12 protein-coding genes are annotated in these 15757 nt (G+C 60.7%); 10 read left to right on the forward strand and 2 right to left on the reverse strand.

The window, feature by feature from the left end; genetic code table 11:
* The first annotated feature begins 25 nt into the window (after positions 1-25).
* Genes AC13Q5_RS13885 through AC13Q5_RS13895 form a run of 3 tightly spaced genes read left to right on the forward strand, consistent with a single transcriptional unit; the run spans position 26 to position 1895 of the window.
* Positions 26-883, forward strand: a complete 858-nt coding sequence (locus AC13Q5_RS13885; RefSeq protein ID WP_488501994.1) for a carbon-nitrogen hydrolase family protein — start codon at positions 26-28, stop codon at positions 881-883.
* On the forward strand, positions 880-1308 hold the full coding sequence (locus tag AC13Q5_RS13890; protein WP_457882252.1) for a DUF1178 family protein: 429 nt from the start codon (positions 880-882) through the stop codon (positions 1306-1308). The genes AC13Q5_RS13885 and AC13Q5_RS13890 overlap by 4 nt, the downstream gene beginning before the upstream one ends.
* On the forward strand, positions 1308-1895 hold the full coding sequence (locus AC13Q5_RS13895; protein ID WP_488501995.1) for a DUF3291 domain-containing protein: 588 nt from the start codon (positions 1308-1310) through the stop codon (positions 1893-1895). Before AC13Q5_RS13890 ends, AC13Q5_RS13895 begins: the two co-directional genes overlap by 1 nt.
* A gap of 21 nt (positions 1896-1916) precedes the next feature.
* On the opposite strand, the gene ubiG is transcribed toward AC13Q5_RS13895, so the two are convergent.
* Positions 1917-2669 (reverse strand): bifunctional 2-polyprenyl-6-hydroxyphenol methylase/3-demethylubiquinol 3-O-methyltransferase UbiG, encoded by a 753-nt coding sequence (gene ubiG / locus AC13Q5_RS13900; protein WP_457882255.1) that lies wholly within the window; start codon positions 2667-2669, stop codon positions 1917-1919.
* Between the two features lie 265 nt (positions 2670-2934).
* Here ubiG and AC13Q5_RS13905 point away from each other — a divergent pair, with 265 nt between their 5' ends.
* The 7 genes from AC13Q5_RS13905 to clpB all read left to right on the forward strand — a co-directional run bounded on the left by AC13Q5_RS13905 (position 2935) and on the right by clpB (position 13391).
* Positions 2935-3561, forward strand: coding sequence for a hypothetical protein (locus AC13Q5_RS13905; protein ID WP_075857079.1), 627 nt, complete (start codon positions 2935-2937; stop codon positions 3559-3561).
* A gap of 171 nt (positions 3562-3732) precedes the next feature.
* Positions 3733-5007: an aspartate kinase gene (locus AC13Q5_RS13910; protein WP_075857078.1), complete on the forward strand. Its 1275-nt coding sequence runs from the start codon at positions 3733-3735 to the stop codon at positions 5005-5007.
* A gap of 100 nt (positions 5008-5107) precedes the next feature.
* Positions 5108-7375 (forward strand): phosphoenolpyruvate--protein phosphotransferase, encoded by a 2268-nt coding sequence (gene ptsP, locus AC13Q5_RS13915; protein ID WP_075857077.1) that lies wholly within the window; start codon positions 5108-5110, stop codon positions 7373-7375.
* Positions 7376-7468: 93 nt separating this feature from the next.
* On the forward strand, positions 7469-8548 hold the full coding sequence (gene prfA / locus AC13Q5_RS13920) for a peptide chain release factor 1 (RefSeq protein WP_488501996.1): 1080 nt from the start codon (positions 7469-7471) through the stop codon (positions 8546-8548).
* Entirely contained in the window at positions 8545-9420 is an 876-nt protein-coding gene (prmC, locus tag AC13Q5_RS13925; protein ID WP_488501997.1) for a peptide chain release factor N(5)-glutamine methyltransferase, read from the forward strand. The genes prfA and prmC overlap by 4 nt, the downstream gene beginning before the upstream one ends.
* A 347-nt stretch (positions 9421-9767) precedes the next feature.
* Positions 9768-10469 carry a DUF4167 domain-containing protein gene (locus tag AC13Q5_RS13930; RefSeq protein ID WP_488501998.1) on the forward strand — a complete coding sequence of 234 codons (702 nt, stop codon included), beginning with the start codon at positions 9768-9770 and terminating at the stop codon, positions 10467-10469.
* 321 nt (positions 10470-10790) lie between these two features.
* Positions 10791-13391, forward strand: a complete 2601-nt coding sequence (clpB, locus tag AC13Q5_RS13935; RefSeq protein ID WP_457882260.1) for an ATP-dependent chaperone ClpB — start codon at positions 10791-10793, stop codon at positions 13389-13391.
* 101 nt (positions 13392-13492) lie between these two features.
* Here clpB and AC13Q5_RS13940 read toward each other — a convergent pair whose 3' ends face one another.
* The gene (locus AC13Q5_RS13940) at positions 13493-15433 is read right to left on the reverse strand and encodes a M23 family metallopeptidase (RefSeq protein WP_457882261.1); all 1941 of its coding nucleotides are present in this window, start codon (positions 15431-15433) and stop codon (positions 13493-13495) included.
* Positions 15434-15757 lie beyond the last annotated feature (324 nt).

A 15757-nucleotide genomic window follows, 5' to 3' on the forward strand; every position in this document is an offset into this window, starting at 1 on the left:
CCTGTTCTTGACGAGGGAGAAACCGATGAGCTTCAAGGCTGCTGCCATCCAGATGTGTTCCAGTGTCGATCCGGTAAAGAACGCGGCTGATATGGCGCGCCTGGTGCGCGATGCCGCCTCCAAGGGTGCGATCTACGTGCAGACGCCGGAGATGACCGGCGCGGTGCAGAAGGATAGGCCGGCCATGCGCGCCGTACTGCGCGACGAGCCGAACGATCTCATCGTCAAGACGGCATCCGAGCTTGCCAAGGAACTCGGCATCCACCTGCATATCGGCTCGACCGCCATTGCGCTCGATGACGGCAAGATCGCCAATCGCGGTTTTCTCTTCGGTCCCGACGGCAAGCTCATCAACCGCTACGACAAGATCCACATGTTCGACGTCGATCTCGACAATGGCGAGAGCTGGCGCGAGAGCGCCGTCTACCGTCCCGGTTCGGAAGCGCGTATCGCGTCGCTGCCTTTCGCCGAGCTCGGCTTTTCCATCTGCTACGACGTGCGCTTTCCGCAGCTCTTTCGCGCCCAGGCCGTTGCCGGCGCCGAGGTGATGACGGTGCCCGCCGCCTTCACCAAGCAGACCGGTGAGGCGCATTGGGAAATCCTGCTGCGCGCCCGCGCCATCGAAAACGGCATGTTCGTCATTGCCGCCGCTCAGGCTGGCAAGCATGAGGACGGCCGTGAAACCTTCGGCCATTCGATGATCATCGATCCCTGGGGCAAGGTGCTGGCATCCGCCGGCGGCGCGGGCGAGGCCGTCGTCATCGCCGAGATCGATGTGGCTGCGGTGAAATCCGCCCATGACAAAATACCGAACCTGAAGAATGCGCGTGAGTTTTCGCTGGAGAAGATCGCGACGCCGGCGGCTGGAGGCGTCGCTGCTTGATCCGTTATTCGCTTCACTGTGACAATGCCCATGAGTTCGAGGGCTGGTTTTCCGAAAGTGCCGATTTCGACCGGCAGGTCGCAAGCGGGTTCCTTACCTGTCCTGTCTGCAATTCGGCTGCTATCTCCAAGCTTTTGATGGCGCCTTCGGTTTCGACGGCGCGCAAGAGGGATGAGTTGCAGACGCTCGCCATGGATACAGCGCGCAAAGAGGCAATGACCAAGCTCAAGGAAGCGGTCGACGCCATCAAGGCCAATGCGGAGGATGTCGGCGCGAAGTTTCCCGAGGAAGCCCGCAAGATCCATTATGGCGAGGCGGATGCGCGCGGGATTATCGGCAAGGCGACGCCGGACGAAGCGCAGGCGCTTGTCGAAGAGGGCATCGAGATCGCCGCGATCCCTGTGCTGCCAGACGATATCAACTGATGCCGGCAAGCGCTGGCAAGCATCTCGCCATGTATAATTTCGGGCTGCATGTCGCGGCCTATGAAAGCCCTGCCGTCGAGGGATTTCGCTTGCGGGAAGCAGCGAATTTCGAGGCTGCCGCCCGCGCGCATGGTTTTATCGGTCGATCAGGCTACGCCGGCGAGCCGGGCACTCCCTGCTGGGGCGAGCAAGTCTTCCCGCGCTTCATAAAGGGCAGCGGCTTTCAGACGGCGCCGTCGTCGCTCTCGCTCTGGGCCGATATCGAATCGCTGATGGCATTCACCTATAGCGGCGTGCATGCCGACGCCCTGAAGGGTGCGCGGCACTGGAACGTCAGGCAGAGCTGGCCGCCGCTTGTCCTTTGGTGGGTGGATCACGGGGCCGTTCCGGAATGGAAGGATGGCGTCGAGCGCTTTGAACATCTGCACGATCACGGTGCCAGCCCGGCTGCCTTCTCATTCAAGCAGCCCTATGGACCTGATGGCCGGCCTCAGGAGATCGATCGCCTTCGTATCAAGGAGATCGTTGCTGGCAACGCCGCGGGCCAGGGCGAATTGCTGGCACATGTGCTGACGCTGAAAGTCTGAGGCAAGTTCGCCGAAGTGCGATCAGCTCAAGTTCGCTCGCTTCGCCAACAGCATGTAGTTGACGTCCATATCTTTCGAGAGATTCCAGCGATCCTGCAGCGGCGAATAGAAGACGCCGGTTCGGGCGATGATGTCGAGGCCGCTTGCGGCGAGCGGCTTTTCGATTTCTTCCGGGCGCACGAGCTTTTCATATTGATGGGTGCCGCGCGGCAGCCAGCGCAGCACGTTTTCTGCGGCGAAGATGGCAAGGGCCGCTGCCTTCATGGTGCGGTTGATGGTCGCAACGAACATCAGGCCGCCGGGGCGCACCATTTTCGCGCAGGTGGAGAGGAAGAATTCGACGTCGGCGACATGCTCGACTACTTCCATGTTCAGCACGATATCGAAGGTCTCGCCGGCCTCGGCCAGTTGTTCGGCGGTGACGGCGCGGTAGTCGACCGGAACGCCGGAGGCACTCGCATGTGTCGAGGCGATGCCGATGTTCTTCTCGGACGGATCGGCGCCGACGACGCTGGCGCCCATGCGCGCCACCGGCTCGGACAGCAGGCCGCCGCCGCAGCCGATGTCGAGCACGCGCAGGCCTTCCAGAGGCCGGCTGCTCTTCGGATCGCGCTCGAAATTCTCGCAAGCGCGGTCGCGGATATAGGCAAGGCGCACCGGATTGAACTTGTGCAGCGGCTTGAACTTGCCGGTCGGACTCCACCACTCGGCCGCCATGGCGGAAAAACGGTCCACTTCGCTCTGGTCGATCGTGCTCTTTGCCGTTTCGCTCATGGCTCACTCCGTGATCTGCGTCATTCCGTGGTTTGGATGACCGCAAGCAAATAATTCTTACCCGAAGGGTGAAGTCGGACGATCGATGCGCGATGTCAAGGGCCTGCGACCTTCGATCAGCTGTGGGGTATCTCGATCGCGGGGCGCGAATTGCGATGCGGAGGTTGACATGGAGGTATCTTATGGCCGATCAATCGCCGGGCTGTGAAATGAGCTTTCGGAACCGGGATCGATTGCGATCGACTGGCTTGTAGAGGAGTTCCTCATGAGACCACTCCGTCTCGCAATGACCGTCGCCATGTGCTGGTTTGCGGCCAGCCATGCAAATGCCGGGGACGGCAAGGGGTTTCGCCTGACGATCGACGGGGTCAGCGTCGGCATCAATCCCGGCGATACGCTCGAAGTCACCATGAAGGATGGCCGGAAGGTTCCGGTGGAACTGCAGCGTAGCGAAACGGTGACCTTCACCGGCGGCAAATTCTCCTTCGATCATGACGGTAAATTCACGGTCGCAAAGACGGATCTGGGCGACGGCGTGCAGCAATATGCGCTGATGACGCCGATCGGCACCGGCATCATCGTCCAGGTCTATAAGGGCCTCAATCCCTCCAGCTATACCGATGTCGTACTGCAGCAGATGGTGCAGGAGAGCATCAATGGCGGTGCGAAGATCAGCAAGCGGCCAACCGAGCGCACATTGCCGAGTGGCAGCGTGCTGAAGGGCGTGAAGGCCGAAACGAAGACGGACGACGACGTCATGGAGTATGAGATCGTCGCGACCGGCCGGCCGGAAGGCGGCGTGCTCGTCGCCACGTTCCTCAACAAGGAAAACATCCCCAAGGAAGGGGGCGTTCTCGACAAGCTCTGGGCGACCTTAAAAGTGGATTTTTAGAGTAAACTTTTCGTCGCCTCTGGCGTCCGATGCTATTGCACCTGCCCGACAAACTCGCTAAGAGACGGCCCCATTGAGATCACGCTTTTCCGGCTACCGAACCGGGAGGGCGATTTTGCATGTCGGGCTATCCGCATTCGGCCGCCCGGCGCAGGGTACTGGTAGAGGCACATGGCACGCATCGTGATGAAATTCGGCGGAACCTCCGTCGCGGATCTGGACCGTATCAAGAACGTCGCACGCCATGTGAAACGCGAGGTCGATGCCGGTCACGAAGTGGCAGTCGTCGTTTCCGCCATGTCCGGCAAGACCAACGAGCTGGTCGGCTGGGTTCAGAACATGCCGAAAGTCGCCGGTGCCGATCATTCGATCTACGATGCGCGCGAATATGACGCCGTTGTCGCTTCGGGCGAGCAGGTCACGTCAGGCCTGCTGGCGATTGCGCTGCAGGCCATGGGCATCAACGCCCGCTCCTGGCAGGGCTGGCAGATCCCGATCCGCACCGACAATGCGCATGGCGCGGCCCGCATTCTCGACATCGACGGCGAGGATATGATCCGCCGCATGAAGGAAGGCCAGGTGGCCGTCGTTGCCGGCTTCCAGGGTCTCGGTCCAGACAATCGCCTTGCGACGCTCGGTCGCGGCGGTTCTGACACGTCCGCTGTTGCGATCGCCGCCGCCGTCAAGGCCGACCGTTGCGATATCTACACGGATGTCGACGGCGTCTACACCACCGATCCACGCATCGAGCCGAAGGCACGTCGCCTGAAGAAGATCGCCTTCGAGGAAATGCTCGAAATGGCCTCCCTCGGCGCCAAGGTGCTGCAGGTGCGCTCGGTCGAACTGGCCATGGTGTTCAAGGTTCGCACCTTCGTGCGCTCTTCTTTCGAGGATCCCGATGCTCCGGGCATGGGCGATCTGCTTAACCCGCCCGGAACGCTGATTTGTGACGAGGAAGAAATCGTGGAACAGGAAGTAGTCACCGGCATTGCCTATGCCAAGGATGAGGCTCAGATTTCGCTGCGCCGTCTTGCCGACCGGCCGGGCGTCTCCGCCGCGATCTTCGGGCCGCTGGCCGAGAACCACATCAATGTCGATATGATCGTCCAGAATATTTCCGAGGACGGTTCCAAGACCGACATGACCTTTACGGTTCCTTCGGGTGATGTCGAGAAGGCGTTGCGCGTTCTCGGCGAAAACAAGGAAAAGATCGGCTATGACGTCGTCCAGAGCGAATCAGGTCTGGTCAAGGTTTCGGTCATCGGCATCGGCATGCGCTCGCATGCAGGCGTGGCCGCGACCGCTTTCCGGGCACTTGCCGAAAAAGGCATCAACATCAAGGCCATTACGACGTCAGAAATCAAGATTTCCATCCTGATCGACGGTCCTTATGCAGAACTCGCAGTCAGGACTTTGCATTCCTGCTACGGTCTGGATAAGAGTTGATTCACGACTGCTGACGACGGACCGTGACGGAGGTGAGTTTCGGCCGGCCCTGACGTGGGCAAGACAGGCATGAGATCTTGATTCGGGAGCTAGTGGCGCAATGAGAGACCTATCCGGCGGTCCACGCGTTCTGCTCAAGCGGCTACGCGAATTGATGGCGGAGCCGCTGGAGCCGCAGGAGCGCCTTGACCGGATCGTCCGTCAGATTGCCAGCAACATGGTCGCTGAGGTTTGCTCGGTCTATGTGCTGCGCGCCGACGGTGTCCTTGAACTTTACGCCACCGAGGGTCTGAATAAAGAGGCCGTCCACCTCTCGCAATTGAAGATGGGGCAGGGCCTCGTCGGCACGATCGCCGCATCCGCCCAACCGCTCAATCTTTCGGATGCGCAATCGCACCCAGCCTTCCGTTATCTGCCGGAAACCGGCGAAGAGATCTACCACTCCTTCCTCGGCGTGCCGATCCTGCGCACCGGCCGGTCGCTCGGCGTTCTCGTCGTTCAGAACAAGGCGAGCCGCAACTATCGCGAGGAAGAGCTGGAGGCGCTCGAAACGACGGCCATGGTGCTGGCCGAGATGATCGCCACCGGCGAGCTGAAGAAGATCACCAAGCCCGGCCTGGAGCTTGATCTTACCCGCTCCGTCACCATCGATGGCGACACCTACAATGAGGGCATCGGCCTCGGCTATGTCGTGCTGCACGAGCCGCGCATCGTCGTCACCAACCTCTTGAACGAGGATGCCGACAAGGAAATAGGCCGTCTCGCCGAAGCACTCGGCTCGCTGCGCATCTCGATCGACGACATGCTGTCGCGTCGCGACGTGTCCATGGAAGGCGAGCATCGCGAGGTGCTTGAGACCTACCGCATGTTCGCGCATGACCAGGGCTGGGTGCGTAAACTCGAGGAAGCTGTCCGCAACGGCCTGACCGCCGAAGCCGCCGTCGAAAAGGTGCAGAGCGACACCAAGGCGCGCATGATGCGCCTGACCGATCCCTATCTGCGCGAGCGCATGCACGACTTCGAGGACCTGGCAAACCGGCTGCTCCGGCAGCTCATCGGCCATTCGGGCCGCACGAGCGCCGAAGGTTTCCCGGGTGATGCCATCATCTTCGCGCGCGCCATGGGTGCGGCAGAGCTGCTCGATTATCCGCGGGCCAATATTCGCGGCCTAGTTCTGGAAGAGGGCGCGGTCACCAGCCACGTCGTCATCGTGGCGCGTGCCATGGGCATCCCGGTCGTCGGACAGGCGGTCGGTGTTGTTGCGCTGGCGGAAAACGGCGATCCGGTCATCATCGATGGCGACGGCGGTCACGTGCATCTGCGGCCGATGGCCGATCATCAACGCTCCTATGAGGAGAAGGTGCGGTTCCGCGCTCGTCGGCAGGAGCAGTTCCGAGCGCTGCGCTCCGTCGAGCCGGTTACCAAGGACGGGCAGCGCATCTCTCTGCTGATGAATGCCGGCCTTTTGGTCGACCTGCCGCAGCTTGCCGAATCCGGCGCCGAGGGTATCGGCCTGTTCCGCACCGAGCTGCAGTTCATGATCGCCTCGACCATGCCGAAGGCGGAAGAGCAGGAAGTCTTCTATCGCAATGTCATGAAACAGGCGGGCGGGCGCGTTGTTACCTTCCGCACGCTCGACATTGGCGGCGACAAGGTCGTTCCCTATTTCCGCGCGCATGAGGAAGAGAATCCGGCGCTCGGCTGGCGCGCCATCCGCCTGTCGCTCGATCGGCCGGGTCTGCTGCGCACGCAGCTCCGGGCCATGCTGAAGGCTGCGGCCGACAACGAATTGAAGATGATGGTGCCGATGGTCACGGAAGTCTCCGAGATCAGGGCGGTGCGCGAGCTCCTGCAGAAGGAGGTGCAGCACCTCTCACGCTTCGGGCATAGCCTGCCGCGCAAGCTGCAGTTCGGCGCCATGCTGGAAGTGCCGGCGCTCCTGTGGCAGCTGGACGAACTGATGGCGGAAGTCGATTTCGTTTCGGTCGGCTCCAACGACCTGTTCCAGTTTTCGATGGCGGTTGATCGCGGCAATGCCCGGGTTTCGGATCGCTTCGACCCGCTCGAACGTCCGTTCCTGCGTATCCTGCGTGATATCGTACGCGCCGGCGAGAGCAACAAGACGCCGGTGACGCTTTGCGGCGAACTGGCCGGCAAGACGATTTCGGCCATGGCCCTGCTCGGCATCGGCTTCCGCTCGGTTTCGATGTCGCCGGCCTCGATCGGCCCGGTCAAGGCAATGCTGCTCGGGCTTGACCTCAAGGCCCTCTCCGATGTCATGGAGGCCGCACTCGATGACAAGCAGCCGACGGCTTCGATGCGGGATATCCTTGTAGGCTTCGCCGAGAGCCACAATATTCCGCTTTAGCGCGTGATCCTGAAAAACACGAAGCGGTTTGCAGGCAGGGTCATGCGCATCACAACATCAAAGCAGAGATAATAAGAAGAATTGGAGTACAGGGTGGCGAAGCTCCCCGTTGAAAAAATGCGCGAGTTGGAACGTCGTTTCGGCGAGATCGAGGCGCGCATGTCCGCCGGCCCGGCCGCGGATGTCTATGTGAAGCTTGCTTCCGAATATTCTGAACTGCAGCCGGTCGTGACCAAGATCCGCGACTACGAGCGCGCCCTTGCCGAGGTCGCCGATCTCGAAACCATGCTCTCTGACAAATCCGTCGATCGCGAGATGCGCGATCTTGCCGAAATGGAGCTGCCGGAGGTTAAGGAGCGCATCGAGGCGCTGGAAAAGGACATCCAGATCGAGCTTCTGCCGAAGGATGCCGCCGACGAGAAGAGCGCGATCCTCGAAATCCGCGCGGGCACCGGCGGTTCCGAAGCGGCGCTTTTCGCTGGCGATCTTTTTCGCATGTATGAGCGCTTTGCCGCCAGCAACGGCTGGAAGGTGGAAGTACTTTCGGCGAGCGACGGCGAAGCCGGCGGCTTCAAGGAAATCATCGCCACAATCAGCGGCAAGGGGGTCTTTTCCCGGCTGAAGTTCGAATCCGGCGTCCACCGCGTGCAACGCGTGCCGGAAACCGAGGCGAGCGGGCGCATCCACACCTCGGCGGCAACCGTTGCCGTGCTGCCGGAAGCCGAGGAAATCGATATCGATATCAGGCCCGAGGATATCCGCATCGACACGATGCGTTCGTCCGGCGCCGGCGGCCAGCACGTCAATACGACGGACTCGGCTGTGCGCATCACGCATCTTCCCTCGGGCATCGTCGTCACGAGTTCGGAAAAATCACAGCACCAGAACCGCGCCAAGGCCATGCAGGTGCTGCGCTCGCGGCTCTTCGACATGGAGCGCCAGCGCGCCGACAGCGAGCGTTCGGCCGACCGCAAGAGCCAGGTCGGCTCGGGCGACCGCTCCGAGCGCATCCGCACCTATAATTTCCCGCAGGGGCGCGTTACCGATCACCGCATCAACCTGACGCTCTATAAGCTCGACCGGATGATGGTCGGCGAGATCGACGAAGTGGTCGATGCGCTGCTGGCGGATTACCAGGCGAGCCAGCTCGCCCAGCTTGGCGAACAGGCATGAGCGGCGGGCAGGGGCAAACCATATCCGGGCTCCTGCAGGAGGTGCGCGCTCGCTTCGCCGAGGCCGATCTCGATGATCCCGCCACGGAAGCCCGCATTCTTGTCGGTGGCCTTCTGCATTTTTCCGCTACCGGGCTCGTGATGCATGGCTCCGAGCCTGTGTCTGAGGATGATGCCGCGACGGTACGCGCGGCGATCGCCCGCCGGCTCAATCACGAGCCGGTCTATCGCATTCTCGGCGAGCGGGAGTTTTACGGTCTTTCGCTGCGGCTTTCGGCGGCGACGCTGGAACCGCGGCCCGATACGGAAATTCTCGTCGATACGATGTTGCCGCATCTGCGGCGTCTTGAATCCAAGATCGGCAATGTCCATATATTGGACATCGGAACGGGAACCGGGGCTATTTGTCTGGCTCTGCTTCATGAATGCCCCAAAGCGACGGGTGTTGGTTCCGATATTTCCAGCGAGGCGCTGGAAACTGCTCGCGGGAACGCTGAGCGAAATGGCCTGGCGGCGCGGTTCAAGACCGCGCATGGAAGCTGGTTTGACGCCATCCACGAATGTTTTCATGTGATTGTCTCAAATCCGCCCTATATTGCCTCTAGTGTCATTTCCACTCTCGCTCCAGAAGTAAAGGATTTCGATCCTCCCGCGGCCCTTGATGGGGGCCTTGATGGGCTGGATGCATACAGGGCGATCGCAAAGGATGCGGCTCGATTTCTACATCCGAATGGTATGATTGGTGTTGAGATCGGCTACGATCAGCGTGAAACGGTGACTTCGGTTTTTGAAGGAGCAGGATTTTCCCTTGTCGAGGCGGTTCGTGACTACGGACAGAACGACCGGGTTCTTGTGTTTGAATTTCAACAATAACGCGACGTTTTGCAGCGGATTTGTGGGACCCTGTTGTTATCGCAAAGAAAAAGCTTGGATTTCCTGAGGAAGCAATATAGGTTGCGCTCACGCGTTGGGCGGCTGGGAATGAACGAGACGATTCGCTCATCTTGGACAGCCTCGGGGAACCGCTCTTTGGTAAGAGTGTCAAAGGTTGAAGATAACCCAATGCGTGATCAGTTTAATCTGACGTAGTCGAGCGGCAGACCGGCGCCAAAGCGCAGTTTGCTTGCGACACGAAAGCCCTGGTTTGGAAGTGTCCGAACCGCGGCGGCAGGTGTCGTGTATGATTTTATCCCAACGAAGAGAATTCAGGTGAAGGATCTATGAGGCCAGGACAGCAGAACAAGCGCGGTCGGGGGCGTGGTAATAACAACAACGGCGGCGGCGGCGGAAATAACAACAACAATTTCAACCGCAAGGGCTCGAACCCGCTGACCAGGACTTACGACAGCTCCGGTCCCGATGTGAAAATCCGCGGAACCGCACAGCATATTGCCGAGAAGTACGCGGCCTTGGCTCGCGATGCTCAAAGCTCCGGCGACCGCGTCATGGCGGAAAACTACCTGCAGCATGCCGAACACTACAATCGGATCATTGCCAGCGCGCAGGCGCAGATGCAGGAGCGCTACCAGCGCGACGATCATCACAATTACAATGACCGCGATAATGCCGAGCGTGACATCGACGATATGGATGCGCAGGAGATCGACGATCAGCCGCAGGTGGCTCAGCCATCGGCGCGCTCGCAGCACGCCGCTCCGGCCGTTGCCGCGGCGCCTGCTCGCGAGCCCGAAGTTATCAACGGTACAGGTCCGCAGCCAGTGATCGAAGGCATTCCTGCCGAAGTCGCAATCGAAGAGGAAACTCCAGCCGTTGCCGCCACCGAGCGCCAGCCGCGCCGCCGCAGTGCGGGCGGCAATCGTCCGCGCCGCCAGCCGCGCCGCAGCGCTGCAGCCGAGGGCGAGGACCAGGGTGAAGCCGGGTCGAGCGAAGCTCCTGCCATGGCGGATGCTGCCTCGGAATAAGGCCTGCTCCCTAGAGAGCGAACTGGATTGTTAAAGCGAGAACGCGGAAATGGCGGCGGAAGCCGCCATTTCTTTTTTGTCCAGATGGCGGACTTTTCCGGGACCTCTCCGCTTGTCTTCGACCGCGGAAACGGATCGATCAAAGCAGGTCGGTTTTTCCGTTCAACGACCCTTTAAACTCTTCAAATACCCTCCCATATTCTCCTCAGTTGTCTTGCCGCAAATCTCAATGGCGGAAAGGCGGGGCCTGCCTCTTGAGGGGGCTCAATCTCAATCATCGGTCTGCGCCGGTCTGGGCAGAGCGATTCATGGAGGTCTCATATGAATATTGAAAAATACTCCGAGCGGGTGCGTGGTTTCCTGCAATCCGCCCAAACCTATGCGCTTGCGCAAGGCAATCAGCAATTTGCTCCCGAACATGTGCTGAAGGTGCTTCTGGACGACGATCAGGGCATGGCTGCCTCGTTGATCGAGCGCGCCGGTGGTGACGCCAAAGCTGCTCGTCTTGCCAATGATGCCGCACTTGCCAAGCTGCCGAAGGTTTCCGGCGGCGACGGTCAGGTCTATCTCTCGCAGCCGCTCGCCAAGGTCTTTGCCACTGCCGAAGATGCCGCGAAGAAGGCTGGCGACAGTTTCGTCACCGTCGAGCGCCTCTTGCAGGCCTTGGCGATCGAACCCTCGGCTTCCACTTCGGCGAGCCTGAAGAAGGCCGGCGTAACCCCCGTCGCCCTCAATCAGGTCATCAACGATATCCGCAAGGGCCGCACGGCCGACTCGTCCAATGCGGAGCAGGGCTTCGATTCCCTGAAGAAATACGCCCGTGACCTCACCGCCGAGGCGCGCGAAGGCAAACTTGATCCGGTGATCGGCCGCGACGATGAAATCCGCCGCACGATCCAGGTCCTGTCCCGCCGCACAAAGAACAATCCGGTCCTCATCGGCGAGCCCGGCGTCGGCAAGACGGCGATCGTCGAAGGTCTGGCGCTGCGCATCGTCAATGGCGACGTGCCGGAATCGCTGAAGGATAAGAAGCTGATGGCGCTCGACATGGGCGCGCTGATTGCCGGCGCGAAGTTCCGCGGCGAATTCGAAGAGCGGCTGAAGGCCGTGCTTAACGAGGTGCAGTCGGAAAACGGCGAGATCATCCTGTTCATCGATGAGATGCATACGCTGGTCGGTGCCGGCAAGGCCGATGGCGCCATGGATGCGTCCAACCTTCTGAAGCCGGCGCTTGCTCGTGGCGAGCTGCATTGCGTCGGCGCGACCACGCTCGATGAATATCGCAAACATGTCGAAAAAGATCCGGCTCTTGCCCGTCGCTTTCAGCCCGTGATGGTCGAGGAGCCGACAGTCGAGGACACGATCTCGATCCTGCGCGGCTTGAAGGAAAAATACGAGCAGCATCACAAGGTGCGCATCGCCGATGCCGCGCTCGTGGCTGCGGCAACCCTTTCGAACCGCTACATCACCGACCGCTTCCTGCCGGACAAGGCCATCGACCTGATGGACGAAGCCGCAGCGCGGCTGCGCATGCAGGTGGACTCGAAGCCGGAAGAGCTTGACGAACTCGATCGCCGCATCATCCAGCTGAAGATCGAGCGCGAGGCGCTGAAGAAGGAAACCGACCAGGCTTCCGCCGACCGGCTGAAGCGGTTGGAAACGGATCTTGCTTCTCTGGAAGAGGAAGCCGATGCGCTGACCGCGCGTTGGCAGGCCGAAAAGCAGAAGCTCGGTCTTGCCGCCGATCTGAAGAAGCAGCTCGACGACGCCCGCAACGAACTCGCCATTGCCCAGCGCAAGGGTGAATTCCAGCGTGCCGGCGAGCTTGCCTACGGCGTGATCCCCAATCTGGAGAAGGAACTTCACGCCGCCGAAGAACAGGATAGCGCCCGCGATTCCATGGTGCAGGAAGTGGTGACCGCCGACAACATCGCCCAGGTCGTTTCCCGCTGGACGGGGATTCCCGTGGACAAGATGCTGGAAGGCGAGCGCGATAAGCTGCTCCGGATGGAAGACGAGTTGGCAAAGTGGGTCGTCGGTCAGGGTGATGCCGTCCAGGCTGTCTCCCGCGCCGTTCGCCGTTCGCGTGCCGGCCTGCAGGATCCGAACCGGCCGATTGGCTCGTTCATCTTCCTCGGCCCGACCGGCGTCGGCAAGACAGAGTTAACCAAGGCGCTTGCGCGCTTCCTCTTCGACGACGATACCGCGATGGTTCGTATCGATATGTCTGAGTACATGGAGAAGCACTCCGTGGCCCGGCTGATCGGCGCTCCTCCCGGCTATGTCGGCTATGAGGAAGGCGGTGCGCTCACCGAAGCCGTGCGCCGCCGGCCCTATCAGGTCGTGCTGTTCGACGAGATCGAAAAGGCGCATCCCGATGTCTTCAACGTCCTGCTCCAGGTTCTGGATGACGGACGTTTGACGGACGGGCAGGGTCGCACTGTCGATTTCCGCAACACCATGATCATCATGACCTCCAACCTGGGTGCCGAATATCTGACCCAGCTGAAGGACGGTGATGACAGCGATCTGGTGCGCGAACAGGTCATGGACGTGGTCCGGTCGCATTTCCGACCGGAGTTCCTGAACCGTGTCGACGAGATCATCCTGTTCCACCGCCTGAAGCGCGATGAGATGGGCGCGATCGTCGATATCCAGCTGGAACGGCTTCTGAAGCTGCTCTCGGAGCGTAAGATCACGCTCGAGCTTGATGAGGATGCCCGCCATTGGCTCGCCAACAAGGGGTACGATCCGGTCTACGGCGCACGGCCGCTGAAGCGGGTCATCCAGAAATATGTCCAGGATCCGCTCGCAGAGCAGATTCTCTCAGGGCAGGTTCCGGACGGCTCCGTCGTCAAGGTCACCAGCGGTTCCGACCGGCTGCTGTTCCGTGCGCGCCATGCCGTGAATGAAGCGGCCTAAGCGGCACTTAGGAATAAACACAGATGGCGGCCTTCGGGCCGCCATTTTGCTGTTGGCCATAGCGGCGAGAAACTGGCAGGAAATTGGCCGATCGGCGGAGGCTACTTGCTGGCGATCTGCTTCGACTTGTCGTCGGTCAACAGCGTATCGATGCGCTTGCGCTCTTCCTGGAACTTGGCGAGTGCATCGCCCTCCAGCGATTTGCCGCCGGGGAGGCGGATGCGGAGCGGGTCGACCTTCGTGCCGTTGACGATCAGTTCGTAGTGCAGGTGAGGGCCGGTCGCGAGGCCGGTCGAGCCGATGAAGCCGATCACCTGTCCCTGCACCACCTTCGCACCGGGGACGACGCCTTTGGCGATGGCGCTCTGGTGATTATAGGAGGAGACATAGCCATTGGCGTGGCGGATCAATGTCTGATTGCCGAAGCCGCCCGAATCCCAGCCTGCCTTTTCGACAATGCCGTTACCGGCTGCAATGATCGGCGTGCCGCGGGGCGCCGCCCAGTCGACGCCGGTGTGCATGCGCGCAAAACCGAGGATCGGATGGCGGCGCATGCCGAAGCCGGATTTGAAGACGCCTGTCGGAACGGGATTGCGCAGCAGGAATTGCCGGATGCTCTTGCCGGCTTCGTCAAAATAATCGATCGAGTGATCGGTCGGATCCTCGAAGCGATAGAAGCGGGTGACGTTGTCGCCGAACCTGGCATTGACGTAGAGCAGTTCGGAATCGGCCGTCGCCTGCCCCTTGTCGTCCGTCACCGAGAAGAAGGCTTCGAGTGAATCCGTCGGTTTCAGCTGTGCCTGGAAATCGACGTTGCTCGCAAGCAGCTTGACGATCTGCGCCACCATTTCCTTGGTCATGCCGTAGGAGAGCGCGGCGCGATAGATACCGTCATAGACGCTTGGCAGATCGCGGCCGGCAGCCACGGCAGGCGCGTCATTGTCGAAGGCCGTAGCGATGGCATCGAGCATCGGCGGTGCGCTGCCGGCGACGAATTCGCCGTGGTCGTTCTGGGCGATTGTCAGCAGATGTTTCGTGCCGCGATAGATGCTGGCGCGGATGATCTTCGCCTGTTCGCCCTTCTGAAGAATGCCGATACGCAGGACGTCGCCGCCGGAAACATCGGATGAGCCGAAAAGCGGCTGGATCTTTCCTGCGATATCGTCTGCATCGGTCTTAAGGTAGCCGGCGCCGGTCAGTGCGGTGGCAATCGGTGTGTTCTCGCGGACCGGAATGATATCGTCGGCGAATTCTTCCGTCTGTGCCGTCACGGCTTCCGGAGCCGAGACCGACATGTTCTCCTCGACGATGCGGGCAGCAAGGCCTGCCGTCAGGTCGACATCGGAATCGTCATTGGCGAAGCGGCGCGGGTCGACATAATAAAGCGCCGAAAGCTGCGTGTTGCCGTCGGCGAGCACAGAACCGTTGGAGCGGACGTTCTCCTCGACCTCATCGAGCGACATCGAGCCGGCGAGCTGGAAGGGAATATCCTTGGTGGGAAAGGCGACGGTCTTCAGGCTGACTTCGGATTCGACGTCCGATCCGTAGATCGCCCCGGTCTTGTTGGCCGGCTGCGGAATATTCTCGTCGGCTGAGAAGATCGCCAGCGGATCGAAGGGAGGATAGCTCTCGCTGGCGATGCGATTGGTGGCCAGTGCAATCTTCACATGGGCAAAGGGCTGACGGCGCACCACTTCCTTGTCGCCGTCGCGGACGACCGTGGAAACCTCGAGAATATTGCGGTCCGACGGTTTTGAGGCAATCGCCGTGGAAATCAGCCGGCCGCCGCGGGTCACCTGATCGTCTGCAGCACTATGATTGTCGACTGTCGCATAGGCTTCCGCCGGGATCGCCAGCTGCTGGCGACCGTCAAGTGCGGCAAACAAGGCCACGCCCATCAGGATGCTTGACGTCAGGCCCGTCAGGAAGGTGCCGGAAAGCCAACGGAGAGAAACTTCGCGCCGATCCGGCGCCCGCCTGCCATCGGCAAGGATAGGCGGCTCGTTGCCGAGCGATCGGAGCATCATCTTGTCCGTCATCATGCCGATCGTGATCCGCTTCCTTCATGCGAGCCGCAGGCTGGGGGCGAAGATGTGCATATTTATGACAGGGGTGTCAAATCAACCGGCCGTTTTTTGCGGCGATCCATGTGCCGTTTCCCATAAAATGGTAGGGGCGATGATGAGGACTGCAACACAGAAATGCAGCATTGCGGCTTGTTCTGCCATCATGCGGCCGGTCCGAGCGCTCCATCGAGGATATCTGTGGGTGTTTCTGCAGCATATTTGCCGAGATCACAGAAGTGTTCACAAAACTCACATAAGAATCAATCAGTTATATGTTTTTTGATTTTTTTCAAAATAGGC

Source organism: Martinezella sp. CNPSo 3964 (genome assembly GCF_057784375.1).